This window comes from Bradyrhizobium sp. BR13661 (assembly GCF_029892425.1).
Lineage (GTDB): Bacteria > Pseudomonadota > Alphaproteobacteria > Rhizobiales > Xanthobacteraceae > Bradyrhizobium.
This window is the reverse complement of the sequence record NZ_JARXWB010000016.1, coordinates 97,399-122,951: the sequence shown is the minus strand read 5'-3', so window position 1 is coordinate 122,951 and position 25,553 is coordinate 97,399. Positions and strand designations below refer to the sequence as shown.

Sequence of the window (25,553 nt, the reverse complement as noted above, 5' to 3'; positions counted from 1 at the left end):
CCAAACCTGCTGGTCCGCCGCTACAAGGTCGTGCCGATCGCGACCGAGAAACGCCATGACCCATCGTCCAATCACCCCGAAGCTCGATCACCTCGAGCAGCACTTCCGAATTTCTGGTCCGTGCGAGAGAATGTCGCTGTTCCTGAGCCTGCTGCCGGCGGCCGAGGCGAGCCAGCCGTCCCGTCGTGCCGTGCTTTACGTCCACGGCGCGACGTTTCCTTCCGCGCTCTCGATCGCGCACCGGTTCGACGGCACGTCCTGGCGCGACGCACTTTGCGAGGCGGGCTTCGACGTCTGGGGCCTGGACTTCTACGGCTACGGCGAATCCGACCGCTATCCCGAGATGGACAAGCCAGCTCTCGAAAACCCGCCGCTTTGCACTGCGCCCGATGCAGCTCTACAACTCGCGGCGGCCGCGGCATTCATTCTCGGCCACCGCGGCACCGGGACACTGTCGCTGATCGCGCACTCCTGGGGCTCGATGCCGGCAAGCCTCTTTGCCGGAGAGCACCCCGCCCTGGTCGATCGCCTCGTGCTGTTCGCGCCGATCAGCCGGCGCGAATCCGTCAGCGTCGAGGCAGTGCCTCGGCTGCCGGCCTGGCGTATCGTCACGTCGGAGGACCAATGGAACCGCTTCGTCGAGGATGTCCCTGCCCATGAGCCGCCCGTACTGTCGCGGACGCATTTCGACGCCTGGAGCAGGAGCTACCTCGATAGCGATCCGGACAGCCGCTCGCGCAATCCAGCTGGCGTCAAGGTCCCGACGGGACCGGCGAGCGACATCGCCAAGGCATGGCGGGGCGAGCTCGCTTATGATCCGTCGCGGGTCCGGGCGCCGGTCGCCATCATCCGCGGCGAATGGGACAGTCTGCTGAAAGACGCCGATGCGGAATGGTTGTTTCGCAGCTTCAGCGGATCACCCAGCAAGCGCGACATCAAGATCAGCCGCGGAACGCACCTGATGCATCTGGAAGTCATGAGAGCGGCACTCTGGCGCGAGAGTATCGCGTTCCTGGCCGGCAATGACATTGCCGCAGAGGACTAGAAGGCCTGCAGAAAACTCTGATAGATGCCGAAGAATAGGGCCGTGCCGAAGCCCGTCTCCTGCCGGTCGACATAGTACCAATTGCCGAACGGCGAGTAGGTGTCGGCCGCATGCATGCTCAGCACGAGAATGATCATCGACCAGCGGATGTTGTCGATGAACGAGAGGCGCGGTTGGGCCTGCGCCCCGGCCAGCGCTTCATCGGTAGCGTCAATCGAAACGTCCGTCACGCCGCCACCAGGTCGGAGGTCCAGCCGTCAGAACCGCGGAATGTCCGGAAACGCCACCTTCCCCGCATGCACATGCATGCGGCCGAGTTCGGCGCAGCGGTGCAGGGTCGGAAACACTTTTCCGGGATTGAGCAGGCCCTGCGCGTCGAAGGCGCATTTCAGGCGCTGCTGCTGGTTGAGGTCAATCTCGGTGAACATGTCGGGCATGAGATCGCGCTTCTCGATGCCGACGCCATGCTCGCCGGTGAGCACGCCACCAAACTCGACGCAGGCGCGCAGGATGTCGGCGCCGAAGGCTTCGGCACGCTCGATCTCGCCGGGCTTGTTGGCATCGTAGAGGATCAGCGGATGCAGATTGCCGTCGCCGGCGTGGAACACGTTGGCGCAGCCGAGCTGGTATTTTTCCGAGAGCTCGCGGATTCGCGCCAGTGCCTTCGGCAGCGCCCCGCGCGGGATGGTGCCGTCCATGCAGAGATAGTCGGGCGAGATGCGGCCCACCGCAGGGAATGCCGCTTTGCGGCCCGCCCAGAACAGATTGCGCTCGGCCTCCGAGGTCGAGATCTGGCAGGTGGTCGAGCCGCAGGCATTCGCGATGGCCTCGACGCGATTGATCAGCTCGTCGACCTCGATCTTGGGACCGTCGAGCTCGATGATCAGCAGCGCCTCGACGTCGAGCGGATAGCCGGCATGGACGAAGGCTTCGGCCGCGTGGATCGCCGGCTTGTCCATCATCTCCATGCCACCGGGAATGATGCCGGCGCCGATAATGCGCGCCACGCATTCACCGGCCGCCTCGACTTGCGCAAAGCCCACCATCAGCGCGCGCGCCGTCTCCGGCTTTTGCAGGATGCGCACCGTGATCTCGGTGATGACGCCGAGCAGGCCTTCGGAGCCGGTGATGACGCCCATCAGATCGTAGCCGGAATTCTCGCAGCCCTTGCCGCCGATGCGCAGGATCTCGCCGCTCATCAGGACAATTTCGCAACCGAGCACGTTGTTGGTGGTCATGCCGTATTTCAGGCAGTGCACGCCGCCGGAATTCTCCGCGACATTGCCGCCGATCGAGCAGGCGATCTGCGAGGACGGATCGGGCGCGTAGTAGAATCCGGCATGCGCAACGGCCTGGCTGATCGCGAGATTGGTGACGCCAGGCTCGGTGACGACGACGCGGTTGTCGAAATCGATCTCGCGGATGCGCTTGAACTTGCCGAGGCCGAGCAGCACGCCGTCCTCGAGCGGCAGCGCCCCGCCTGACAGCGACGTGCCGGAGCCACGCGGCACCACCTTGATGCCCTGCGCAGCACAATATTTCAGGACCAGCGAGACCTGCTCGGTGGTGTCGGGCAGCACCACGACCATCGGCGGCTGCCGGTAGGCGGTCAGCCCGTCGGACTCATAGGCCCGCATCTCGGCCGCGCTGTCGATCACGCCCTCGCCGGGCACGATGGCACGCAATGCAGCAACGATCTCCGCTCGGCGCGCAAGCACGGCCTGGTCGCTCGCAGGCATCATGATGGCCATGTTATATCCTTCACGGCATTATCCTTCCGAACGGTCGATTTATCACGGCAAATCAATCACGCCAGCGATGGTTTAGGTAGGTCGTACGAAGGTCGGAGCCACGATCTCTGGTCAGTTCGCTCTGGGACAAGTAAGCAGCTATGAAACCTGTCATGGTTTCGTGGCTTGTCCAAGCCGAGCGGGCCATGCCAAAACCGGCAGGTTCGACGATTGCCGACGAATGAGACCCCACCGGGAAAGAGACGAAGAGCACCCTATGAAAAAACTGACTTTTGGCGCGCTGATGATCCTCACCGTCACTGCCACGGCCACCAGCGCGATGGCGCAGGACGCCGCGGCCGGCAAGACGTCGTTCAACAAGTGCCTGGCCTGCCATGCGATCGGCGAAGGCGCCAAGAACAAGGTCGGCCCCGAGCTCAACGGTCTCGACGGCCGCAAGTCCGGCACCGCGCCCGACTACAACTATTCCGATGCGAACAAAAATTCCGGCATCACCTGGAACGAGGCGCAGTTCAAGGAATACATCAAGGACCCGAAGGCCAAGATCCCCGGCACCAAGATGGCGTTCGCCGGCATCAAGAACGAGACCGAGATCAACAATCTCTGGACCTACGTCTCGCAGTTCGACAAGGACGGGAAGACCAAGCAATAAGCGGACAAGAGGCGGTCGCTAATCAGCGGCCGCCCGCACCGGGGCGATCATCCTGATCATCGTCTCGATCTCCGCCTTCACGAGATCCGGCACCGCGTTCTGCACCATGTGGCCGAGATCGGGCAGCACGATCAGCTTTGTGTTCGGCACTGTCGCAGCGAACGGGCGCGCGTGGATGTCGGTCTTCACCGTCTTGTCGGGCTCGCCGGCGATGATCGTCACAGGCACCCCGATCTCGCCGTAGCGCGGCGCTTGCGCGGCCACCGATGCCTTCAGCGTCACCAGATCATAGGCATTGGCGATAAATTCGCGCGGCCGCAGCAGGAGCGGCGTCGCGGACTCCTTCACAAAACCATCCGGCATCGTCTGCGGCAGGAAGACGTCGCGCGCGCCGGACCCCGTGATGAAATAGCCCAGCGGCAGGGTAATGGTGTAGGCGAGCAGCGTGCCGATCACCGGTGTCGCGATGATCTCGTTGTAGCGGCCGACGCCGCCGCGCCAGGGATAGGTGACGGGCGCCAGCATCACGAGGCCGGCAACGCGGCTCGCGTGATCGAGCGCCAGCCGCGCACCGAGCGCGCCGCTCCAGGAATGCGCGACGAAAACGGCACGATCGATCCCGAGCTTGCCAAGCGCCTCGTCGATGATCCGCGCCTGGATATCCGGCGTCGAATCCTGCAGGCGCGCACGCGTGCTCCAGCCGTGGCCGGGGCGGTCGATCAGGATGACACGATGGTTCCCGGCGAGCATCTCGCCGAGCGGATGCCGCATCACTTCGAGGTTCGAGCTCGCACCGTGCAGCATCACGATCGGCAGGCCTCCGCGCGGGCCGATGTCGACGACATGGAGCGTCGCACCATCGACCTCGATCATCCGGCCCTGTGGCGGAAAAGAACGTTGCACGGCAAGAACGCCGGCCTGCGTGACCAGCGCCAGCAGGGCCAGCGCCGTCACGGCTGACAACACAATCATGGAGAGAGTCCGGATAATCCAGGGCACATGGCAGTTACGCGTAACGCAGATGGTAGTTTCGCGCGAGGGGGCCCAGCGCCCCCACTGAAAATGCCGCCCTGTGGATATGTGCATAATTGCCGAACTAAAAAATCCAGCAGAATCAATGGCGGCGCCCCCGGACAGATAAGCCACGAACCAGCTTCATGCAGTCGTCATCGCGCCTTCCTTATAATCGCCACGGTCGGTTCCGCCACTTGGAAGCGGGTGGGCGCCGATCCCTCCTCGCAACCTCAGGGGTTGCAGGGAAGACCGGCAGGATTGTCCTGGTTTGAACCGGAGGATTTTCGATGAGCATCAGATCGAACGACACGGCAATCGACGAGATTGTCGCAAGCTGCAACGGCGATTTGCGCGGGGCCGTGCGGGCGCTGCTGCTGATCAACGAGCATCTCGAGACCGAGCTCGCCAAGGCCTACGCCGCGGCGGCTGATCGCGGTCTTGCCGAGCGCGGCACCAGCGTCCTGCACTAACCGGCGCTGTCCTCGGCCTTTTGCTCCTCCGGCGTGAGTGCGGGACAGGCGCGGATGGTCGAACGCGCAAGCTTGGCGTCGTCCTTCGACTTGTAGGGTCCGTCGCCGAACCAGATGTCGCCATTGATGACCGGGTTGCTGGTCACGATGTTACACTTGCCGGTGGCGCGGTTGCCGACCACCCAGAACAGCCCGTCGGCGAGGCTCATCGTCCCCGACGCCAACAGCAAGCTGCAGGCAAAGATCAAACGCTTCATGGCTTTTGCTCCTGCCATGCAGGTAAACCTGCGGCCGCGCCGACAATAGTCCTTGCGACACAGCGCTTCCGATCGTGGTTAACCCCGCCGCGCCACGACCGCTCGACTTAAAGGCTAGATGTCGCGGCCTTCGACCTTCTCGGTCAAAGCCTTCACCTGCTCGGGGATCTTCTCGAGGTGCGGATTGACGGCGAGCGCCTTGCGATAGGCATCGAGCGCGCGCTTCTCGTCGCCGACATCCTGCATGATCATGCCGAGCCCTGCGAGCGCGCCGAAATGACGGGGCTCGCGGATCAGGACCTCGCGAATGTCGGCGAGCGAGCGGGCATAGTCGTTCTGCATGTAATAGAGCGTGGCGCGCCGGTTCCAGGCTTCGATGTAGTCGGGCCGGAGCTTGATGACGGAATCGAGCAACTTGATCGCGACGTCGATCTTCTGCGCATCGACGGCCGCCTTGGCCCGCGCCATCAGGAGTGCGGCGGTGTCGCTCGGGGTCTGCAGCCAGATCGCCCAGATCCGCGCCTCGACATGCTTGGCGCTGACGTCGTCGGGGGCCGCCTTCAGCGCGCCGAACAGGAAATCCAGATTCTTGGTGCGATCGGCCTTGGGCAGCTTGGCCGGTGCCTCGGGCAGCTTCTTCTGCTGCTTCGCCGGCGGGGCCGGATCATCCAGCGCCAGCGCCGGCGCGAGGCCAACCGTGCCGAGAAGGAGGGCCAGACACAGCGTGCGTGCGAAAAGGAATCTCACTGCCATCGTCAAAGTCTAAACGCGCAAAGCCGCCCTTGCCAAGCAAAGGCGGCGTCAAACTCGTGTGAGACCGTGGTCTTGCGGGGGGCGCGCTAAGGCGACCGCGAGGGCAGTATCAGCCTTTGACTGATCAGCCTTGGCGAGCCTTGAAGCGGCGCTGCACCTTGTTGATCACATAGACCCGGCCCTTGCGGCGGACCAGGCGGTTGGCGCGATGGCGACCGCGCAGCGACTTCAACGAGTTACGGACCTTCATGGCAGAATCCTGAACGTTCGAAAGGCCGTGTTCGGCACACCCGTCTCGGCACGCGCGAATGTGGCAAAATGAGATTTTTCCCGCTGGCGGACGGACCGCCCGGGACGGGGCGGTTCTTAAGGCATGGCGGGAGGTCATGTCAATGTTAACTGCCAGGTTCCGGTCAGCCAAACTGGTGAAAACAACCCCATGCACAGTAGATGAGCCCGGATCGGTCCGATTCCGGTCGAGCCCGGCAAAGACTTTCGCCGGCTGCGGTTTGAGCGCCAGCAATGCCTTGCCAAATTCGTTATATCATATAATCAATTCGGCAACCCTCGGGAGGACACAATGCCGAAGCTGAAGCTGCCTGATATCGAGAAGGTCGTCGCGATCGACATCCACACCCATGCCGAGGAGCCCTGCGGTATGCATGGCGACGACGGCTATGACGATTTCCAGGCGCAGATGGCCGACTATTTCAAGTCGCCGCACAAGCATCCGCCGACCGTGCCGGAGACCGCGGCCTATTACCGCTCCAAGAACATCGCCGCGGTGATCTTCCCTGTTGATGCCGAGCGCGAGACCGGCTTCCGCCGCTACAACAATTACGAGATGATCGAGGTCGCCTCCGACCATCTCGACGTCCTGATCCCCTTCGTCTCGATCGACCCGCACAAGGGCAAGCTCGGCGCCCGCGAGGCGCGCAAGCTGATCGAGGAATACGGCGTGCGCGGCTTCAAATTCCATCCGACCATGCAGGGCTTCTACGCCAACGACCGCATGGCCTATCCGCTCTACGAAGAGATCAACAATGGCGGCGCGATCGCGCTGTTCCACACCGGCCAGACCGGCGTCGGCTCGGGCATGCCCGGCGGCATGGGCATGCGGCTGAAATATTCCAACCCGATGTACATGGACGACGTCGCGGCCGATTTCCCCGACCTCAAGATCATCCTCGCCCACCCCTCCTTCCCCTGGCAGGAAGAGGCGCTGTCGGTCGCGACCCACAAGCCGAACGTCTATATCGACCTCTCCGGCTGGTCGCCGAAATATTTCCCGCCGATCCTGGTGCGCTACATCAACTCGATCCTGCAGGACAAGATGCTGTTCGGCTCCGACTGGCCCGTCATCACGCCGGACCGCTGGCTGGCCGACTTCGCCAAGCTCGACATCCGCGACGAGATCCGGCCGAAGGTGCTGAAGGCCAACGCAAGGAAGATTTTAGGGATCTAGCCCAAAACGACGTCCAATTTCGGCTTGTGACTAAGATAGTTAGACCGATTGCAAACCGGCCTAACTGCGTGCTGGAGTACGCACGGAACCATAGTGGAGCGCTAGACGACAAATGGTAGCTGCTTCGGGTTCAGATTGCGCGCTTCGATGTCCAAAACCAATCTAGTCCGTGCAAGCCGAGACGGCGATCAATTCCACTATCTGTGGGCAGCGCGGCGCTGCTTAAAGCTCCTGTCCTCCGACAGTGGCTTGGTCGCCATCAGCATCGAAGGTCCCTCACCGAACGAGCAACCCGATGCCTCACCGGTAGAGGCCGGTGAAGAGCTGATCGATATTGCCGAATACATCGGAAGTGAAGATATCAAGCAAGCGCGCTTGATACGCTACATGCAACTCAAGCATTCGACGGTGCACGCTGATGATCCGTGGACCGCAAGCGGGTTGGAAAAGACGATCAGAGGCTTTGCGCAACGTTATGCAGAGCTTCAAAAGACTCATGCGCGAGCAGAATTGGCGGGCAAACTAGAATTCTGGTTTGTAACGAACAGGCCAATTGGTTCGGATGTGGCGGAGGCAGTTGCCGATGCGGCGAATGAAGCGACACCACGACATCCTGGTGAGCTGAAAAAGCTGGAATCCTTCACTGATTTGGCAGGCGGCGATCTCGCGGACTTTTGTCGGCTTGTGCGTTTCGAAGACCGGCAGAAGGGTTATTGGGATCAGCGCAACATCCTGTTTCAAGACATAAGTGGTTATCTCCCGGATGCCGACGTCGATGCGCCAACACAGTTAAAGGAGTTGGTAACGCGCCGGGCACTTTCCGAAAGCGAACAGAATCCCACGATAACAAAGATTGACGTACTCCGAGCCTTAAAGACCGACGAAACCCGCCTATTTCCCGCAAAGTGTCTCATAGCTCGTGTTAGCGACGCGGTTCCTCGTGAGCAGGAGCCGCAGCTGGTTCAACAGATCGTGGCAGCCGCCGGCTCTGTTGTCGTTCATGCCTCGGGCGGGGTTGGAAAGTCGATATTCGCAACGCGCATTGGTCAGGCCCTGCCTAAAGGGTCCGCTTGCGTTCTCTATGATTGCTTCGGCAATGGTGAGTATCGCGGTGCTACCGGTTATCGTCATCGGCATAAAGATGCCCTCGTTCAAATTGCAAACGAACTAGCCAGAGAAGGTCTCTGCCATCTCCTTATCCCAACCGCGAACGCAGATGCTCCGGCATATGTACGCGCATTTATCTATAGGCTCAGCCAGGCAGCAACATTATTGAGGCTAGCAAATCCGGATGCGCTCCTTTGCATTGTTGTAGATGCCGCGGACAACGCCCAGATGGCGGCTCAAGAGATTGGCGAGGCGCGCTCCTTCGTAAGAGACATAATTCGCACGAAGCTTCCGGTAGGTGTTCGGCTCGTGTTTCTTTGCCGCTCACATCGTCAAGATCTACTTGATCCGCCCCACGATTGCACCGCAATTGAGCTCCTCCCGTTCAGTCGAAACGAGACACAGGCGTTCTTACGTCAGAAATTTTCCGACGCAAGTGAACGCGATGTTGATGAATTCCATCGGCTGAGTTCACATAATCCGCGCGTGCAAGCCTTAGCGCTGTCGCGCGGGCAGCCCTTGCAAGATGCGCTACGCTTGCTTGGTCCCAACCCGACAAGCGTGGAGGATGCAATTTCGGGCTTGCTGGACGATGCTATTGCTAAACTTAAGGACGCGTCTGGTCCCGTAGAAAAATCCCGCGTCGAAAAGATCTGCGCAGGCTTGGCTGCATTGAGGCCGTTAGTACCGATACCCATTTTGTCTGCGATGTCTGGCGTAGAGCCTGAAGCGATTAAGAGCTTCGCCTATGACATAGGACGTCCGCTTCTCGTTGCTGGAGAGACCATCCAGTTTCTGGATGAGCCGGCAGAGACTTGGTTTCGCGAAAGATTTAGGCCGACGATGGCTGGGATGGGCGAGTTCATCGCCAGTTTGAGACCTCTCGCCACTCGAAGCGCATATGTTGCGTCAACATTGCCTCAACTCATGCTTGAGGCCGGTCAATTCGATGAACTTGTTGATCTTGCCCTTTCCGCAACAGCGCTTCCTGAGGGCAGTCCGCTTGAAAAACGCGATGTTGAACTGCAACGGCTCCAATTTGCTTTGAAAGCAGGACTTCGCACGCAACGTTATGTCTCAGCAGCTAAACTTGCCCTGAAGGCAGGTGGAGAAACGGCCGGCGATGAACGGCAGCGAAAACTGCTACAGGCAAATACCGATCTTGCTGCCGAGTTCCTTGAGATTGAACTGATCCAGGAAATCGTATCGCGTCGCACATTCGGATCGGGGTGGCTCGGATCACACCACGCGTACGAAGCCGCTCTTCTGTCCGGACGCGAAGAGCTTGTGGGAGAAGCCCGCAGCCGCCTGCGTATGGCTCACGAATGGCTCCGCAATTGGTCACGCTTGCCATCTGATGAACGCGCCGACGAAGAGATCGCGGATCAGGACATCGTCGAACTTACACTTGCGCACCTCAATATCCACGGTCCGGCTAACGCCGCCCAAAGTTTGCGAGGATGGAAACCTCGCGAAGTGTCGTATCGCGTCGGACGTGCAGCAGTACGTCGACTGGTTGATCACGGTCGCTTTGTCGAGATTGATGCAATCGCGCGTGCCGCCGGCAACAATGTCTGCCTTGTTCTCGCGATCATAAGAGAACTGCGAGACGTTCAAAGGCTGGCGCCGGCTGAAGTAGCAAAGAGCGCGCTTAAGCAGCTCTTAGACCGTCGCATCGACATCCGCAGTCGGGGAGGTTGGGAAGAAAGAGACGCGTCTATCGACGCGGTTGTCTGCCTCGCTGAAGCCGCACTAAAAGACGGTCAAAGCACGCACGACGAGGCAGTCAACTTACTCTCCCGATACCTCCCTTCCGAGCCTCCTCGCGGGCTAGCCTCTCGGTTTTCAACCACTCGTTTCCCGTTGTTGCGAGCCTATGCTTTGCGAGCTGCCTTGCAAGGGCAGCAGCTCGAATTGATCGATGTCGCCCACGCCGAGTTGAAGGATGAATTAAGGAAGGCGAACAAGAATGCGACGTCTCGCGAGCTGCAGGAATTTCAAGAAGACGTCGGCGCGTTGTTGCCGTGGCACATGTTATGGACATCGGTCCTACTCGGACGGATAAAAGAAGAAGATGTCGCGAACGAGGTAAAAAAGACGATCGACGCCTCCGCGAGAGCGGAACGGATCAGCTATCGCGATGATTTCCATACCTCGAACGAAATTGCTCTTTTGTGGATGGATATCCTGCATCAGACGAACGCGGCTACCCCCGAAGCTTTGTCGGCATTTGGTCAATGGAAAGATAAGCTGAAGCGTCCGCTGTTTACACCCACGCTCAATTTCCTCTGCCGTTTGTGCGCGCAAAAGGACAACACGAAATCGGCCGCCCTCACCTATGCGGCAGAGTCTTATTCGCTGACAAAAAATGAGCGCTCAAATGCGGAGTCCAAGACCGATGGCTACATTGAGATCGCTCGCGCGATACTGACAACGAGCAAAGCGGATGCCAAGGCATACTTTAACGAAGCGGTGGAAGTTGCGAGCAAGATTGGCGATGAAAATCTGGCCAGATGGGATGCCATTCTCAATCTTGCGGAACGAGCGTCGCGCTTGGACCGGCTGGCACCCAAAGCGGCGTATCAATTCTCGCGCTGTGCAGAGCTAACTTATGTTTATGTGGATCGTGATAAGCATTTTCCATGGGAGAGCACGGTTCGCGCGCTTTGCGGCTTATGCTCATCGTCGGCCATCACCATTTTGAGTCGATGGCGAGACCGAAAGTTTGGCTGGCACGAGAGAATACTGCCGATCGCAATCGAAACTCTAATTAAGCGGAAAGTCCTCGATCCACGAGACGCACTGCCGCTTATCGCAATTAGAGCGGACTGGGATGATGACGAGCTACTTGCGCAAATTCTAGCCGAATGCTGCGATGCTAAGGAGAAGAAACTTGCAGCTACAATTGTCTATCGGTATGCGCGTCTCGTTATTTCCAGTTCATCAAGCCTAAGAAAATTCCAGGATGCAGCGGCCCAGCATGACATTTCGTTCGATGATCTGGCGGAGGCAATTTCTCTTGCTGACCAAGATGAGAAGGATCGCGAGCGAGATAGCAATAGATATGAAATAGCGCGTCCCCTTGAAAACGAGACCGCCCGTGATTGGAACGCGATATTCACGGATAAGGATCTAACGTCGCCGAGTGGCATTTGGCAGGCCTATCTCGCGTTTAGAGAAACCGAGCCACCGCTCCTCGCTGAAGAGTTTTTCAGTCAAGCAAGGCTGCGACTTTCAAGCGGAACCGAAACTCAGTTTATTGAAGCCTTTATGGAGGCTCCGGGGTTTGACCTCTACTCTCTCAGTGGCTTTTTGGAAAATGTTCCAGACAACTGGAAGGGACGTCCTGCGATTTCTCAAGCGTTAACGAAAGCATTGAAGGAGTTCTCCCGCCGCTACTGCATGGATATCAGGAGAAGCCGCTATTACGAGAGGTTTCCATTTGAGAAGGCTTGCGCAGCATCTGGCGTAAGCTTGGATGAAATTGTCGACGTGGTGCTCTCTGCTATCGGTGAGACGCCAGACCTGATCAAAACCGACCGACTCTTCTCGCTCCTCGGCCTTATCGCGGTCAAGCTATCACCTGATCAGGCGTTGGAGACTCTAACGTATGGAATGGATCTGTTTAATCCCGCCCTAGAAGACAAAGATGGAGACGGTCCCTGGAAGGATGAACTCGCGCCACCGACTGACGTTCGGGAAGCGCTGGCTGGTTACGTTTGGGGCATGTTAGCTGCGCCCCAGGCGGTGCTGCGATGGGAAGGAGCTCACGCCGTACTTGAAACCTGCTGTTTCGGGCGCGTCGAACTTCTGGCCCACCTGATGAAGCTAGCCTCTCAGATGAGCGGAGGACCATTTGTAGATACGAAGCTGCCATTTTATCGACTGCACGCACTTGAATGGCTACTTATCGGTTTGGCGCGGGCAGCACTGGATGCTCCCAAAATTATTGCGCTGCACGGCAAGCAAATCCTCGAATGGGCATTGAATGGACAGCCTCACGTCGTCATTCGACAATTTGCAGCGCGATGCGCTCTTGAGTTGGTCGCTCGTGGTGACCTAAACGACGATGGCGGGATTTCGAATCGACTAAGGAACATAAATAAGTCTGCTCTAACCGTCATCGAGTCGAATGCCTCCGCGCGCAATAGCGGCCGAAAACAGGCGACGAAGGAACTCGCTGGTGAAGATCGATACTATTTCGGCATCGACATCGGTCCCTACTGGTTCGATCCGCTCGGCCGTGTGTTCGCTCTGTCACAGAACGCAATCGAGGCCGAGGCTCTCCAAGTCATTCGAAATGATCTACAGTTTACTGCTACAGGACGATGGGACGAAGACGAGCGTGCTCGACGCAATCTCTATGAAGAGCGTCACAGTTATCATTCTCACGGCTCCTATCCACGGGCCGACAATGTTCATTTCTATCATTCCTACCATGCGTTGATGATCGTTGCCGGGCGACTGTTGGCCTCCACGCCGACACATCGCAATCCAGAATGTGGTGAAGATGACGAGTTCCGTGATTGGCTGTCGCGGCACGACCTAACACGAAATGATGGTCGCTGGCTTTGGGATCGGCGCGATCCTGAACCTCTAGAAAGAGGCGAATGGCTTTCCCGCGATAAAGAACATCCCGATCGGCGAACTGTTACTGAAGGCGATTTCGAGGAAACTTTGCGCTCAAGCGACGGATTGAACCTATGGGGTCATTGGACGCAGGCCAATGACCGAACAGAACAGTCAATCAGCGTTCATAGTGCGTTGGTTTGCGCAGAGAAATCTGAGGCGTTGCTGCGTGCACTAGCCACGTCAAACAATGTGTACCACTATGGAATACCAAGAGCGGACGATGACTTGGAGATCGACGAGGCGGGATTCGAATTGAAGGGTTGGGTCGTCAATGAAACAAACGGTGCCAGGCTAGACGAACAGGATCGCTGGGCGGGAGGCGTTTCTTTTCCGCCAGCAGGACCGGCTGCATTCATCGTTGAGTTATTGGATCTAACGACTGATTCTGATCGCCGTCTCTGGCGAAATGCAGAGCAAGCCTGGGTCATGGAGACTGAGGTCTGGGGATATTACGATGAAGCAAGAAGCCACGAGCGCAGCAACCCCAATCGAGGGAATCGGCTCAAGGTATCCATGCCGTTTGTGACAAAGATGTTAGCGAAGCTGAATCGCGACCTCATTATCGAAGTGCAAATCGGACGGACGCGCCGCTACCAACCATATGAACGTAGCCTTGGTGACGATGACGAACGGGTACCCACACAAGCCAAACTCTATCTCCTTAATCGCGATGGAAAAATCAGCACAATCTGAAAAGGTATTGGAGCTCGGCCGGAAGCTCGTCGAAGAGCTGGGTCTCGCCGATTCGACCGATACCCTGGGCCGCTGGATGGCGCACCATGTTGCTGATCTGATAGCAAAGGCAGAAACTGCCACGGGAGCCGACAAAGGCACGGCCGAGGCGGATGCTTTCGATGCAATCTTGAAGTTATGGAAGCATCGTTCGGAATTTCCGGCAGGTAAGCGGCCATTTGGAGAATTAGAGTCTATCATCCGAACCATTGCGAGCCTTGATCCAGAGGACGATACGCTGCGTTATTACCGCATGGTGCGTCCACCGAAGGGCGAAACAGCGGACAGCTCGGACCAAGAGAAGTGGCTCCGCCTAGCTGAAGACATGGATTACGTGGCCAAGGTACTGATTGGATATTGCCTAGAAGAGGCTGCGGGAGCTGCGCTCGACAGATCCAAGGAATGGGTCAAACTTGCCGAAGGCATCGGCGAAACTGGCATATCCGAAATTACCATACGCTTTCTGTCAGCAACGGCGGACTCAAACAAGGCCCTCGATCCGAACGCTGGACAACGAAAAGTTCTCGCAGATAGGGTTAAACGGATGCGAGGATTTGTGGGCGTCGCAGAGTCTGTTGTGGAGACTCTTTCGAAGCGCTTGGAGGAACTTCCGACCGCCGAAACATCTGAGGCTGCTGGAGAAATAGTTTTGCCGGTTGCGCCGACGCCGCCCGAACCATTCGTGGATAACTAACCAAGATGAGTGCCCAATCCACTCAACTCGGGCACGGTAAAATCCACCGTTGCGCGATCAGTTCACGCTTGCCAAATAGCCGGCCAGAATGGTGCGACTTTGGCTGAGCGTCTCGATGCGCTCGTCGATCAGGCTGACTTGCTTGGCCAGTATTCTTCGCAGCTCGTTGCACGGCGTGAAGGCCGGGTCGTTGCTTCGCACGCACGGAAGCAATTGCTGGATCGTCTCGAGCGTCATCCCGGCCGAGCCGAGCATCTTGATCCGCCGCACGGTCTGCTCTTCCTCCGGGCCATAATCGCGATAACCGGAATAGGTCCGTTGCGGCGCGAGCAACCCTTCGGCCTCGTAATACCGCAACATTCGAACGCTGACCCCCGTCCTCCGGGAGAGTTCGCCAATCTTCATCCGAGACCTCTTGACCCTGACAGTGCTGTCAGAGCTTACAGGCTGTGCTCATCCAAGTGAATGCCGCTTGAGAAGGAGCAACGATGAAAGCCTACCATTTGAACAGCCATGCCGGGGCCGGCCGCCTCGAACCCGTCGATGTCAGCAGACCCGAACCCGCCGAAGGCGAGGTTCGCATTCAGGTCGAAGCGGCCAGTCTGAACTACCGCGACCTGATCACCCTCGACCGCGCAGGACAGACCGGGCTCAACGACCGTGTGCCGCTCTCCGACGGCGCGGGTGTCGTTGACGCCATCGGCGCCAATGTCGCGCAATGGCAAATCGGAGACCGCGTCGCCGCCTCGTTCTTCCGCGACTGGATCTCGGGGCCGTTCAAGTCCAGCTATGTTTCGTCATCCCTCGGCGGCAGCACGACGGACGGAATGCTGGCAGAGTATGTCGTGCTGCCGGCAACAGCACTCGTCGCCGTGCCAGCGCACCTGTCCTCGGTCGAAGCGGCAACCTTGCCCTGTGCCGGCGTCACCGCATGGCACGGCCTCATCACACGCGGCGGGATGCGCAAAGGCGACACGCTGCTCGTGCAGGGAACTGGCGGCGTCGCACTGTTCGGCCTGCAATTCGCGGCAGCGCTCGGTGCACGCGCAATCGTGATCTCATCCTCGGATGAGAAACTCGCGCGCGCCCGGACGATGGGCGGTTCGATCCTCATCAATTATCGCGACACGCCCGACTGGGACGCCGCTCTGATGAAAGCCACTGATGGCGAAGGCGCCAGTCACATTCTCGAGCTCGGCGGCCCGGGGACCTATGACCGATCGCTGCGATCCGTCGCTTCGGGCGGCAAGATCGTTCAGATCGGCGTCCTGACAGGGTTCGGTCCGAAACCGGATCTCGCCCGCCTGCAATGGGAGAATGCCGACATCATCGGTGTCACCGTTGGGTCGGTCGAACATTTCACGGCGATGAATCGCTTCCTGACCGACCAAGCGATCCACCCGATCGTGGATCGCATCTTTGGTTTCGAGGAAGTCCCTGAAGCCTATGCTCACCTGCGCAGCGGCTCGCATTTCGGCAAGGTCGTCGTGGAATTTTAGAGGCCAGGGCGGCGCCCCATTCCCTGACAGGAAGAGGCGCTGTCGCCTAGACCTCAGTGTGAAGTGGCAGCCTCATCCCCGAGCTTACTTGGGCACGGGTGAGCCGTGATGCTGCGCCACCAGCCATTTGCCGTCCACCTTCACCCAGGCCAGGGTCAGCCGGTAGGGCACCACGGTGCCGTTGGGCAGCGTGAAGTCGGCGAAGCCGGAGCTCAACAACACGTCGGGACCTGCCGCGATCGCCTGCTGGTCGCCCATTTTCACCTTGATGCCCGGCGGCAGCTTGCTGAAATAGGTGCGCACGCCGTCCGTACCGGTGAACAGCTGAGCCGTCGAGCCGAACAGCATGGCGTCCTTGGTGTAGATCGCGGCAAACTTCTCCGCATCACCGGAATTATAGACCTGCTCCCACTGTGCGCGTGCCGCCACCGCGTCTTCGTTTGGTCCGGCCTTCGCCGCCGATATGGATAGCAGCACGACCAAGATTGCCAACAAACGATGAATCATTTTTCAATTCCCCCTTAGAACTCCAATTTGGGCAGCGTATCACAGGCCGTTGGCGATGGAAAAAGGAAGCCTGCGTCGCAAAACCGCAACGCTCTGTCGACAATCGGTACTGGCGCAAGATCGTGCGGAGATGAGTTGATCAGCCTCTCATCACCTCCGCGGTAGCACCCTCTCGCGAAGGCCACTTGCCCTCGCGAACTAAAGCAGGACAATCAGCTCAATGGCCAGAATGCAAGCCAAGACGGCGCACCCGATCAGATAGCCCCGTCGAAAGCCGGGAAGCTCGCCCGCGCCGTCCGGATCGATATACTTGAAGCACAAAACGTCCTCCGGAAAATCCGTAGTCGAATATCAATCTGATTTTCGACCCAGGCCATTGGGTCGCTTGACGGCCCGTTAGACAAAGGCGCCGCCCGTTGTGAGTGCCGAAATTCAATCGTCTGAAATGAGTTGAGCGACCAAGTCCTCGCAGAGCTCTCTGGAGCCGTCAGGCGCCGACAATGGCCGTAAGCCTAACGGCGTCGCATCCGGAGAGGATGGAAAACTTTACGCCTATCGGGCGTCGAATCCACGGACGGCGGGATGAAAGGAGAACCGGCGATAACGTCAGCACCTCCGTGAGAAACATCACACAGCGCGCAGGCACGGCACAGAGCGCACGCCAATTCGCGCAGGGAATCTGCGCAGTTCGAACCATGGACGGAGAAAGCGTGACCAAGGTCGCAGAGCCTGGTGAGGGGATCCAATATCTGCAACGGGATCGTTTCATGGATCGGAAGCACTCCCGTGAAAAACCATTTTGCACTGCTGGATCCGCTGCGCTTCGCCACCGCTCTCGGAGTCGCCATTTTTCACCAGATGTTCTGGTCATGGGCCTGGGTTTCGATCGGCGTCCAAGGCTTCGAGCGTTACGTCGCCGCCGAGGTCATCTACCCGTCTGCCGCGCCCTACACATGGTTCGGCTGGGTGGGCGTCGAAATCTTCTTCGTCATTTCCGGCTTCGTGATCGCGAATTCCGCGTGCAAGTCTTCGCCGGGCGAGTTCCTGCTCGGTCGGGCGCTCAGGCTTTATCCGGCGGTTTGGGTTTGCGCCACCACGACCCTCCTTGTTCTGCTCATCTTCGGAAGCGGACCGGCATCCGAATTCATCCTGCCCTACATCCACGCCATGCTGATGGTCCCCAAGGGTGTCACGGGTGAGTGGCTTGATGGCGTCTACTGGACGCTGGCTGCCGAGACCGCGTTCTACGGGCTCGTATACTGCGCGATGCTCACGAAGAAGGTCACGCTGCGGCACGTGGCCTGGGGTCTCACCATCTACAGCGCGATCTTCAATGCTTTTTCGTTAGTGGTGCTGTCGTGCACGACGCCATCCGATTTGATCTATCTCATCATTCTGATGTTTCGCGTTCCGGCCGCAGCGTACTTGCTCAATCATGGTTGCTTCTTTGCGCTGGGCATCTGGCTGTTCATTTCCTCCAACAGAGAACTGACGAAGCTCGAACGGGTCGCCGTCGCCGTCACCTGTCTGTCTGGGGCCGCAGAGATCTACTATTTTGCGTCTTTCTTCCTGACGAGCATTCCCGCCATCGCGGACCAGTCAGCCCTGGTGCCGATCATGGTCTGGGCTGCCGCGGTGCTGCTCATTGCCTTCGCCGCGAACCGGAACAGGAATAGGCACGCTGCTGGTATCGCTTCTGCCGAGGCGCCCGCCTACTGGAGAACGCTCGGCCTCATCACCTATCCGTTTTATCTCATGCACAACGTCGTCGGCACCGCGATCATTCGTACCCTGGTCGATGCCGGCCTGGATGCCACCACGGCCGTGTGGATCCAGCTGGGCATTCTTGTCCTGGTCTGCTGGTTCATTTGCGCGAAGGTCGAGCCCGTCATCAGGGCTGCGATGACCAGAACGATCACATATTTCGGGCAGCTTCCGGAAAGACTGCCGAAATCGACGCGCCCGCGGTTTTCCCGGGGCCTGGGCCTTCGGCAGCCCGCCCCGGCAAAGATGATTGCGACGCTGCAATAGAAGATGGCCTGCTGGAGCCATCGCGCCTTAGACTAAGCTTCCTGAACTCGGCAGGACGCATCGGATGAAAGTCACCAGGGAGATGGTGGATGAAGATCTGCGCGGCCGATATGCCTTTGGCCGGATCATCGCAAGCTTTGTTCACACCAGATGGTTCTCTCTGCTCGTGTTCCGTTTCTCTGCTTCCGTCTTGCGGGGACGCAACATCAGGGGACTTGTCTGCCGCGAGCGATACATTCCCAGCACGAATGGCGGCACGCCTATTCGCGTGAGACTCTATCGGCCAACCTCGGCAGCTGGACCGCTGCCGATCATGCTCTACATGCATGGTGGCGGTTACGTTCACGGGGTGCCCGAGCAGTTCGGCTCGATCCTCAAGGACTTCATCGATACGGAGCCGTGCATCATCGTCGCGCCGGACTATCGAAAGGCCGTTGAATCGCCCTACCCGGCCGCATTCAATGACTGCTACGACACCTTGCTATGGATCAGGGATAACGCGGCATCCCTAGGCGGACGAACCGACAAATTCATCGTGGCAGGCCATAGCGCGGGCGGAGGGCTTGCGGCCGCCGTCTCGCTCAAGGCGACCGACACGAACGACGCAAGAATAGCGTTTCAAATGCCTGTTTATCCAATGATCGATGACCGGCAGACCAGCGCATCCGTGGTTGGCAACGACGCGCCCGTCTGGGATGAAAAAGCCAACAGGCTGGCATGGTCCCGCTATCTCCACGGCGTGGACACCGTTACGCCCTACGCGGCTGCGGCACGCTGCACGGACTACACGAAACTGCCGCCGACGATCACGTTTGTCGGCAGTCTCGAGCCATTTCGCGATGAAACCAAGATCTACGTCGAGAACCTTCGCCGGGCCAACATTCCGGTTGCGTTCGAAATCTTCGACGGCGCCTATCACGGTTTTGATATGATGGTGCCGGACGCTCCCATTAGCAGGCGCGCACATCGGTTCCTGATGGAAAACTTCCGCAAGTTTGCGCAGCGGTATTTCGATTGAGCTTCAAAACGGTCTGAACTTGCGGTGTTCGGCTCGGCAGCCAACAGGCGATTCATGCACCGCTGCGGTTCAATCGACGCATCAGACGGACGGGCTAGAGCATCGTCAGCACGACGATTCCGTCTTCGAGCTCGCCCGAGGCAAGCCGCGCTCGCGCCATCTGCTCGAACTGGGTCCGGTATTTATGGAGATAGCTGAAAGCCTGCTTGTCGGTCTGGAACGTCGTCGTGAGTCTACAAAGCTGGCGCGCTGCGCCTAGCGCAAGCGTGAAAGTAATCGTTCCATGGCCGTCTGACTTTGCTCTGGGCACGATCAACACTCTCTTGCTTGAGACCCGGTCTTCGGCGTTCGTCGCATCGGGCTATCGCCCCGACTTCCTCGTCCGCTTCTTTGCCACTGGCGCCGGCTCGGTTGCCACGAGAGCCGCGTCCGCAGCTTCTCTGGCTTCGCGCAACTGGCGCAGCCGCGCCATATTCTTGCGGACCTCGACGGCTTGTCTCTCGACATCCGCAATCGCGCGCACGCCTTCTTCGGCCGCCAGGCGCTGACGATCGGCGCGCGCGATTGCTTCAGGTGACGGTACTGCCGGCTTTCGGGTACTCATCCTTCACCTCGTTCAGCAACAGGCAAAGCCCGCCCAATCCGGAGATCGAGCGGGCAACAAGCCGTTTCAGTACATCCGTGAAACGGCGCTACGAGATCAGGCCAGCGAGAGGTTTTCTGCGCTGACTTTACCCCGCATCTTGTCGGTCTTGAGCTCGTAATTGAGCTTCTGGCCTTCGGCGAGACCCCCAAGGCCAGCACGTTCGACCGCACTGATGTGAACAAACACGTCGTTGCTGCCATCGTCCGGCTGGATGAATCCGAAGCCCTTCTGGCCATTGAACCACTTTACGGTACCTGTCGTCATTTTCTTCTCCAAAGCGCACAAGCGCATTCCGCGCGACATTCACGCGGCTGTTTCAACTTCGTCGATGTCTTTGGAAAAGGAGCCCGCGGGCACGATCAACAAGGCACAGCGGCTAATCGAATAGAGCGAACATATACATTGTTCGCCCCTTTTACAAGGAAGGCTGCCAGTTTGTTTTCAGCCCGGCGATCCAGACGCCGGCCGGGAGCAGTTCCGGATCTGATCTGCCGGGTCGGGCCAGGGCCCTTATCGATTGACTTGGCCGGTTGACTTGGCCGGTTGACTTGATCGGTTGACTTGGCCGCGCGGGGGTGGTCACCTCGCTGCCACTGAGCCGCGCATCTCCGTGACGGGCAAATCTGCTCGTTCGAAACCGACGAAGACATCCGCGGTTGCTCCCATTCTCCCATTCGCAACGAGTTCCCTGCGCAATTGGCTGCTTGCAGGGTCGTCCCATTTCGCAGCCCAGCGAGGAGTTTCGATGCAGGTTATGGTCCGCGACAACAATGTCGATCAGGCACTTCGGGTCCTGAAGAAGAAGATGCAGCGTGAAGGCGTTTTTCGCGAAATGAAGCAGCGGCGCGCCTATGAGAAGCCTTCGGAGCGAAAGACGCGCGAAAAATCCGAAGCAATCCGGCGCGCCCGCAAGCTTGCGCGCAAACAGGCGATCAGGGAAGGCTTGCTGCCGGCGCCGCCGAAGAAGAAGCTCCCTGAACGCAGGCCGCCCCTGCCGCAGACCTCCAGGCCGGCGGGCTGACACGGCCTATTCTCTCGGAACCGGCGAAGCGGTGCTGTCCGTACGCGTCAACGGTGCGATTGGTCAGGAACGGCCAATTGGCGCTGATGTTGACGTCCGTGCCAATTCAGAGAGCCGCCGCGGTGACCCGCTATTATTTCGACATCAGGGACGATACCGGCCTCTATCCTGATGAGGAAGGTCTGGAGTTCGGCACCCAGCAAGAAGCCGAGGTGGAAGCGGCCCACGCGCTGGCGGATCTGGCTCGCGACATTGCAGTCATGGACGAGCGTCGAGACGTTTCCGTCGAGGTGCGAACCGATGCCAAACGGGTGTTTCAGGCAGCGCTTATCTTCAGGTGCAGCAGAACAACGCAGTGAAACGTGAGAAGCTGCAGCTTGGCCACTCCCGGCGTTGGCAGCCTGTCTGCTGATCGTCACAAGCCGCCGATAACGCTTGCAGTGGCCGACCTCCGCTGCGCTCTGGTAAGCTGACGATCAAGCGCACGCCCCCAAGCGGAGTTCTTGTGACCACAGGGGCCCGGAAGGACAGCCCATGAACCTCAAAGCCGTCGTCTTCGACGCCTACGGGACGCTCTACGACATCCAGTCGGTCGCGGAGATCACCGAAGATGCGTTTCCGGGCTATGGCGAGATCATCACGCAGGTCTGGCGGATCAAGCAACTCGAATACACCTGGTTGCGCTCGCTGATGCGGCGTTACCAGGATTTTGCCGCGGTCACCCGCGACTCGCTGGGCTATACGCTGCGCGTGCTCGGGCTCGACTATGAGAAGGACGCGTTTGAGCGCGTCATCGAGAAATACCTGCATCTCGATCTCTATCCGGACGCGACGGCCGCGCTTTCGGCGCTCAAGCCGCGAAAGCTCGCTATCCTTTCCAATGGCAGCCCGGACATGCTGAATGCGCTGGTGCGCAACTCCGGCCTCGACCGCCTGCTCGATGCCACCATCAGCGTCGATGCCAGGAAGACCTTCAAGCCGAGCCCAGAGGCCTATGCGCTGATCGGCGATGTGCTCGGCACCGCGCCTGAAGAAGTCCTGTTCGTCTCCTCCAATCCCTGGGATGTCGCCGGCGCGAAATCATTCGGGCTGAACGTCGCCTGGATCGAACGGGTGACGCCGGAGGCCATGGCGCTGGCTTGCGTCGAGACCGAACTCGTGGCACCGCTGACCATGTTCAAGGCGATCCGCACCCAGATGGACGAACTCGGCCTTGCGCCGGATTATCGGGTTCGTTCGCTTTCGGAGCTCCCGGGGATCATCCAGAGATGACCCGGGGATCATCCTGGGATGACCCGGGGGATCATCCAGGGATGACCCCGGGATCATCAAGGGATGACCCGGGGATCGCCGCCCGCCCGTAGGTCTTTGATGAGCTGACTGGAATGAGCCTGCAATCCGTTCGTGCCTTCTTCGCCGAGAAAGCCCCCGACATCACAGTCATGGAATCCCCGATCAGTTCGGCAACCGTGACGCTAGCCGCCGAAGCCTATGGCGTGGAGCCCGGCATGATCGCCAAAACGCTATCCTTGCGCGTCGGCGAGCGCGTGATCCTGATCGTCGCATCCGGCACCTCGCGGATGGACAACAAGAAGGTCAAGGCGCAGTTCGGCGGCAAGCCGAAGATGCTGGGGCTGGAAGAGGTCGCCGACATCACCGGCCATGAAGTCGGCGGCGTCTGCCCGTTCGGGCTGAAATCGCCGCTCCCCGTTTATTGTGACATTTCTCTGAAGGCATTCGACATCGTGGTGCCGGCCGCCGGCTCGACCCACAGCGCCGTACGCATCACCCCCGATCGGATGGCCGAGCTGACCGCGGCCGAATGGGTCGATGTTTGCGAGGTCAGGCCGTAAGGCGGCCACCGGACAGCTGATGCATTTGCCGGTCAGGGAGGCTAATGTAAGAACCATGACCGACGACAAGGTGAAACGACGCCTGACCACCGTGCTGTGCGCTGACGTGCACAGCTATTCGCGCCTCATGGAAGCCGACGAGACCGGAACGCTGGAGACGCTCCGCCGCTACTTCGCCGCCATGGCGCGACTGGTCGAGCGTCATGACGGCCGCATCGTCAATACCTGGGGCGATGCCGTGATCGCCGAATTCGCCAGCGTCGTCGAGGCCGTGCAATGCGCGGTCGAAATCCAGCAGGAAATTTCCAATGAGGATTCGGACTCGCCCCAGGTGAACCCGATGCGATTTCGCATCGGCATCAACCTCGGCGATGTCATGGTGGACGGCACCAATATCTATGGTGACGGCGTCAATATCGCATCACGCCTGCAAGAGCTCGCCGACCCCGGCGGCGTCGTGATCTCGAGCTCGGTCTACGATCAGGTGCACAACAAATTATCGGTTGGCTTTGACTGTCTCGGCCAGCGCCCCATGAAGAACATTGCTCCGCTGACCAGCTATCGGTTGACCCTGGGTGGCCAGACCACAGGGCGAGGAAGCTTCCCGGTCGATGGAAGCCCAACTCTCCGGGAGACGGCTCGTGCCCCGCAGATTGGCGACCGGCATCAACCGTCCGCGCCGACGAATCCTGTCTCGGAGTGGCTGGGGAAGCTACCCCGCCCGGTCGCGGCGGCCCTCACCGTGTCGGCCTTCCTCATTCTGATCAACCTGCTCACTGGCGCGCATAAAATCTGGTTCCACTGGCCAGTCTCAGTCATTCTCTTCGCTGCCATCATGCGGACGGTGCTTGGACATCGACCCGAGTCCGGCAGCAAAAGCGAGCGCTGACGAGGCGAGCGCTAATCATCATCGTCGTAAGGCCGCGGCTGCATCTGCTGAGGCGGCGGCGGCGCATTGTTATAACGCGGTGGGGGAGCTGCGCGATTGCGCGGAACCGGTTGCTGCGCCGGCATCTGATTGTTGGACTGGAACACCGCACGGCAGCCGCTGGAAAGCTGTGGCGTGTTCTGCTGCAAACACGCGGTGATGCGGCTCACATCCGGAATCTGGTCGCTGCACAGACGCCAGACGTCAGGCGTGCAGGCCATCTGCTGCTCCATGGTCCCGCGATATTCTTCGGCGAACGAGGCGCTCTGCGCGACGATGCCGCCGATCGCAAGCGCCATACCCAGCGCAATCCGCTCTGTTCGCATGGTCCTGATCCTTCCTGATTGCCTCCGGTTCTCATCAATCAATGAGGCGGGAGCCGGTTCTGGACCAACAACTAAATGTGAAGCCGCAATCGGAACCTACTCCACCTTGCCGATCTTCTTCACCGCCGCGATGAGGCGCGCGCTATCGGTTGCCACGAATTCGGCGAATGCCGGCGCATCCTGATAAGCGACGAGACTGCCCGAGGCATCGAATGTCCTGAGCACGTCCGGGCTCGTCATCACCTGGGCCATCGCCTCTCGCAGGCGTGCCGCGATCGGCGCCGGTAGCGAGCTCTGCGCAAACAGTCCGGCCCAGATGTACATCTCGACATCCTTGTAGCCGAGCTCCTGGAAGGTCGGCACGTCAGGAAAGCTCGCGATGCGCTGCGCGCCGCAATTGCCGAGCACGCGCAGCTTGCCGTCATCGACCTGCGGCTTCAGCGTACCCGGCGCCGCAGCGATCGCCTGCACGGTGCCGCCGAGCAGCGCGGTCAGCGCGGGACCTGCGCCGCGGAACGGCACGTGCAGCAGCTTGATGCCGGCGCTGCTGGCGAACATCTCCATCGCCACATGCAGCGTGCCGTAGGGACCGGACGAGCCGTAGGTGATCTGGCCGGGATGCTTCTTCGCATCCTCGACAAACTCCTGCGCCGTCTTCCAAGGTGCGGAGGCCGGCACGGCGAGCAGCGTGGGATCGGCGAGCACGCGCGCGATCGGCATGAACTGCGACACTTCATAGGCGACGGGACGGTCGAACAGACGGTCGGCCTCGGGCAACACCGCGAGCGAGGACAATGTCATCAGCAACGTGTAGCCGTCGGGCTCGGCACGCGCGGCCGCGGCATTCCCGACCGATCCGCCGGCCCCGCCCGCGCGGTTGTCGACGATGACGGACTTGCCGAGGATCCGCTCCAGCGCCTGTGCAACAGGGCGCGCCGCAAGGTCGGCCTGGCCACCGGCCGGGAACGGCACGATCATGGTGATATTGCGGACGGGATAGGTTTGCGCGAGCGCCGGTCGCGCAAACAGGCTTTGTGCAAGCGGCAGGGCCGCGGCGGCGCGCAGCAGGTCACGGCGGTCCATGGGCAGCCTCCCCCAATATGATTTTGTTCTTTGTTCGGAGAGAGTAGCGGCTCGCGCCACGCACGCAAA

Annotated in this window: 27 protein-coding genes; 14 read left to right on the top strand and 13 right to left on the bottom strand. The window is 59.7% G+C overall.

All coding sequences use genetic code 11. The features are described from left to right. The first annotated feature begins 55 nt into the window (after positions 1–55). The gene (locus M2427_RS25175) at positions 56–1,045 is read left to right on the top strand and encodes an alpha/beta hydrolase (protein WP_280709461.1); all 990 of its coding nucleotides are present in this window, start codon (positions 56–58) and stop codon (positions 1,043–1,045) included. Here the strand turns inward: M2427_RS25175 and M2427_RS25170 are convergent. Together M2427_RS25170 and M2427_RS25165 are read right to left on the bottom strand one after the other, a co-directional pair. After that, complete coding sequence (locus tag M2427_RS25170; RefSeq protein ID WP_280709460.1) at positions 1,042–1,275, bottom strand: hypothetical protein; 234 nt, start codon at positions 1,273–1,275, stop codon at positions 1,042–1,044. The two genes, M2427_RS25175 and M2427_RS25170, sit on opposite strands and share 4 nt — an antisense overlap. A 27-nt stretch (positions 1,276–1,302) precedes the next feature. Next, on the bottom strand, positions 1,303–2,796 hold the full coding sequence (locus M2427_RS25165) for an FAD-linked oxidase C-terminal domain-containing protein (protein WP_280709459.1): 1,494 nt from the start codon (positions 2,794–2,796) through the stop codon (positions 1,303–1,305). 256 nt (positions 2,797–3,052) lie between these two features. Between M2427_RS25165 and cycA the strand changes: the two genes are divergently transcribed. Beyond that, entirely contained in the window at positions 3,053–3,448 is a 396-nt protein-coding gene (cycA, locus tag M2427_RS25160) for a cytochrome c-550 CycA (RefSeq protein ID WP_280709458.1), read from the top strand. An 18-nt stretch (positions 3,449–3,466) separates the two neighbouring features. Here the strand turns inward: cycA and M2427_RS25155 are convergent, their stop codons facing one another. Further along, on the bottom strand, positions 3,467–4,420 hold the full coding sequence (locus M2427_RS25155; protein WP_280709456.1) for an alpha/beta hydrolase: 954 nt from the start codon (positions 4,418–4,420) through the stop codon (positions 3,467–3,469). 329 nt (positions 4,421–4,749) lie between these two features. On the opposite strand from M2427_RS25155, the gene M2427_RS25150 reads away from it, so the two are divergent. Next, positions 4,750–4,932 carry a hypothetical protein gene (locus M2427_RS25150; protein WP_280709455.1) on the top strand — a complete coding sequence of 61 codons (183 nt, stop codon included), beginning with the start codon at positions 4,750–4,752 and terminating at the stop codon, positions 4,930–4,932. Here M2427_RS25150 and M2427_RS25145 read toward each other — a convergent pair. From M2427_RS25145 to ykgO, 3 genes are all read right to left on the bottom strand, one after another. Next, positions 4,929–5,189, bottom strand: a complete 261-nt coding sequence (locus tag M2427_RS25145) for a hypothetical protein (RefSeq protein WP_280709454.1) — start codon at positions 5,187–5,189, stop codon at positions 4,929–4,931. The two genes, M2427_RS25150 and M2427_RS25145, sit on opposite strands and share 4 nt — an antisense overlap. Before the next feature lie 114 nt (positions 5,190–5,303). Then, positions 5,304–5,942, bottom strand: coding sequence for a tetratricopeptide repeat protein (locus tag M2427_RS25140; protein WP_280709453.1), 639 nt, complete (start codon positions 5,940–5,942; stop codon positions 5,304–5,306). A gap of 124 nt (positions 5,943–6,066) precedes the next feature. After that, the gene (gene ykgO, locus M2427_RS25135; protein WP_006611362.1) at positions 6,067–6,192 is read right to left on the bottom strand and encodes a type B 50S ribosomal protein L36; all 126 of its coding nucleotides are present in this window, start codon (positions 6,190–6,192) and stop codon (positions 6,067–6,069) included. A gap of 330 nt (positions 6,193–6,522) precedes the next feature. Here ykgO and M2427_RS25130 point away from each other — a divergent pair, with 330 nt between their 5' ends. The 3 genes from M2427_RS25130 to avs3b all read left to right on the top strand — a co-directional run bounded on the left by M2427_RS25130 (position 6,523) and on the right by avs3b (position 14,572). Then, positions 6,523–7,407, top strand: coding sequence for an amidohydrolase family protein (locus M2427_RS25130; RefSeq protein ID WP_212236038.1), 885 nt, complete (start codon positions 6,523–6,525; stop codon positions 7,405–7,407). Between the two features lie 147 nt (positions 7,408–7,554). Further along, complete coding sequence (gene avs3a / locus M2427_RS25125; protein WP_280709451.1) at positions 7,555–13,839, top strand: AVAST type 3 anti-phage nuclease/ATPase Avs3a; 6,285 nt, start codon at positions 7,555–7,557, stop codon at positions 13,837–13,839. Continuing rightward, positions 13,817–14,572, top strand: a complete 756-nt coding sequence (avs3b, locus tag M2427_RS25120; RefSeq protein ID WP_280709450.1) for an AVAST type 3 anti-phage proein Avs3b — start codon at positions 13,817–13,819, stop codon at positions 14,570–14,572. Before avs3a ends, avs3b begins: the two co-directional genes overlap by 23 nt. Positions 14,573–14,629: 57 nt before the next feature. Here avs3b and M2427_RS25115 read toward each other — a convergent pair whose 3' ends face one another. After that, positions 14,630–14,977: a MerR family transcriptional regulator gene (locus tag M2427_RS25115; protein WP_280709449.1), complete on the bottom strand. Its 348-nt coding sequence runs from the start codon at positions 14,975–14,977 to the stop codon at positions 14,630–14,632. An 83-nt stretch (positions 14,978–15,060) separates the two neighbouring features. On the opposite strand from M2427_RS25115, the gene M2427_RS25110 reads away from it, so the two are divergent. Then, on the top strand, positions 15,061–16,071 hold the full coding sequence (locus M2427_RS25110) for an NAD(P)-dependent alcohol dehydrogenase (protein WP_280709448.1): 1,011 nt from the start codon (positions 15,061–15,063) through the stop codon (positions 16,069–16,071). 84 nt (positions 16,072–16,155) lie between these two features. Here M2427_RS25110 and M2427_RS25105 read toward each other — a convergent pair whose 3' ends face one another. Further along, positions 16,156–16,578: an SgcJ/EcaC family oxidoreductase gene (locus tag M2427_RS25105; protein ID WP_280709447.1), complete on the bottom strand. Its 423-nt coding sequence runs from the start codon at positions 16,576–16,578 to the stop codon at positions 16,156–16,158. A 786-nt stretch (positions 16,579–17,364) separates the two neighbouring features. Between M2427_RS25105 and M2427_RS25100 the strand changes: the two genes are divergently transcribed. Together M2427_RS25100 and M2427_RS25095 are read left to right on the top strand one after the other, a co-directional pair. Next, positions 17,365–18,609 (top strand): acyltransferase, encoded by a 1,245-nt coding sequence (locus M2427_RS25100; protein WP_280709446.1) that lies wholly within the window; start codon positions 17,365–17,367, stop codon positions 18,607–18,609. A gap of 64 nt (positions 18,610–18,673) precedes the next feature. Continuing rightward, complete coding sequence (locus M2427_RS25095; protein ID WP_280709445.1) at positions 18,674–19,627, top strand: alpha/beta hydrolase; 954 nt, start codon at positions 18,674–18,676, stop codon at positions 19,625–19,627. A 94-nt stretch (positions 19,628–19,721) separates the two neighbouring features. On the opposite strand, the gene M2427_RS25090 is transcribed toward M2427_RS25095, so the two are convergent. From M2427_RS25090 to M2427_RS25080, 3 genes are all read right to left on the bottom strand, one after another. Beyond that, positions 19,722–19,946, bottom strand: a complete 225-nt coding sequence (locus M2427_RS25090) for a hypothetical protein (protein WP_280709444.1) — start codon at positions 19,944–19,946, stop codon at positions 19,722–19,724. A 42-nt stretch (positions 19,947–19,988) separates the two neighbouring features. After that, positions 19,989–20,231, bottom strand: coding sequence for a transcriptional regulator (locus M2427_RS25085; protein ID WP_280709443.1), 243 nt, complete (start codon positions 20,229–20,231; stop codon positions 19,989–19,991). Positions 20,232–20,327: 96 nt separating this feature from the next. Next, positions 20,328–20,537, bottom strand: a complete 210-nt coding sequence (locus tag M2427_RS25080) for a cold-shock protein (RefSeq protein ID WP_280709442.1) — start codon at positions 20,535–20,537, stop codon at positions 20,328–20,330. 481 nt (positions 20,538–21,018) lie between these two features. On the opposite strand from M2427_RS25080, the gene rpsU reads away from it, so the two are divergent. The 5 genes from rpsU to M2427_RS25055 all read left to right on the top strand — a co-directional run bounded on the left by rpsU (position 21,019) and on the right by M2427_RS25055 (position 24,036). After that, complete coding sequence (gene rpsU, locus M2427_RS25075) at positions 21,019–21,294, top strand: 30S ribosomal protein S21 (RefSeq protein WP_280709441.1); 276 nt, start codon at positions 21,019–21,021, stop codon at positions 21,292–21,294. A gap of 122 nt (positions 21,295–21,416) precedes the next feature. Continuing rightward, on the top strand, positions 21,417–21,653 hold the full coding sequence (locus M2427_RS25070; protein ID WP_280709538.1) for a hypothetical protein: 237 nt from the start codon (positions 21,417–21,419) through the stop codon (positions 21,651–21,653). A 175-nt stretch (positions 21,654–21,828) separates the two neighbouring features. After that, positions 21,829–22,566: a haloacid dehalogenase type II gene (locus tag M2427_RS25065; RefSeq protein ID WP_280709439.1), complete on the top strand. Its 738-nt coding sequence runs from the start codon at positions 21,829–21,831 to the stop codon at positions 22,564–22,566. Positions 22,567–22,679: 113 nt separating this feature from the next. Further along, on the top strand, positions 22,680–23,147 hold the full coding sequence (locus M2427_RS25060; RefSeq protein ID WP_280709438.1) for a YbaK/EbsC family protein: 468 nt from the start codon (positions 22,680–22,682) through the stop codon (positions 23,145–23,147). 55 nt (positions 23,148–23,202) lie between these two features. Further along, positions 23,203–24,036, top strand: a complete 834-nt coding sequence (locus M2427_RS25055; RefSeq protein WP_280709437.1) for an adenylate/guanylate cyclase domain-containing protein — start codon at positions 23,203–23,205, stop codon at positions 24,034–24,036. A gap of 11 nt (positions 24,037–24,047) precedes the next feature. Here the strand turns inward: M2427_RS25055 and M2427_RS25050 are convergent, their stop codons facing one another. Next, positions 24,048–24,401, bottom strand: a complete 354-nt coding sequence (locus tag M2427_RS25050) for a hypothetical protein (protein WP_280709436.1) — start codon at positions 24,399–24,401, stop codon at positions 24,048–24,050. 96 nt (positions 24,402–24,497) lie between these two features. Further along, on the bottom strand, positions 24,498–25,484 hold the full coding sequence (locus M2427_RS25045; protein ID WP_280709435.1) for a tripartite tricarboxylate transporter substrate binding protein: 987 nt from the start codon (positions 25,482–25,484) through the stop codon (positions 24,498–24,500). Positions 25,485–25,553: the final 69 nt, after the last annotated feature.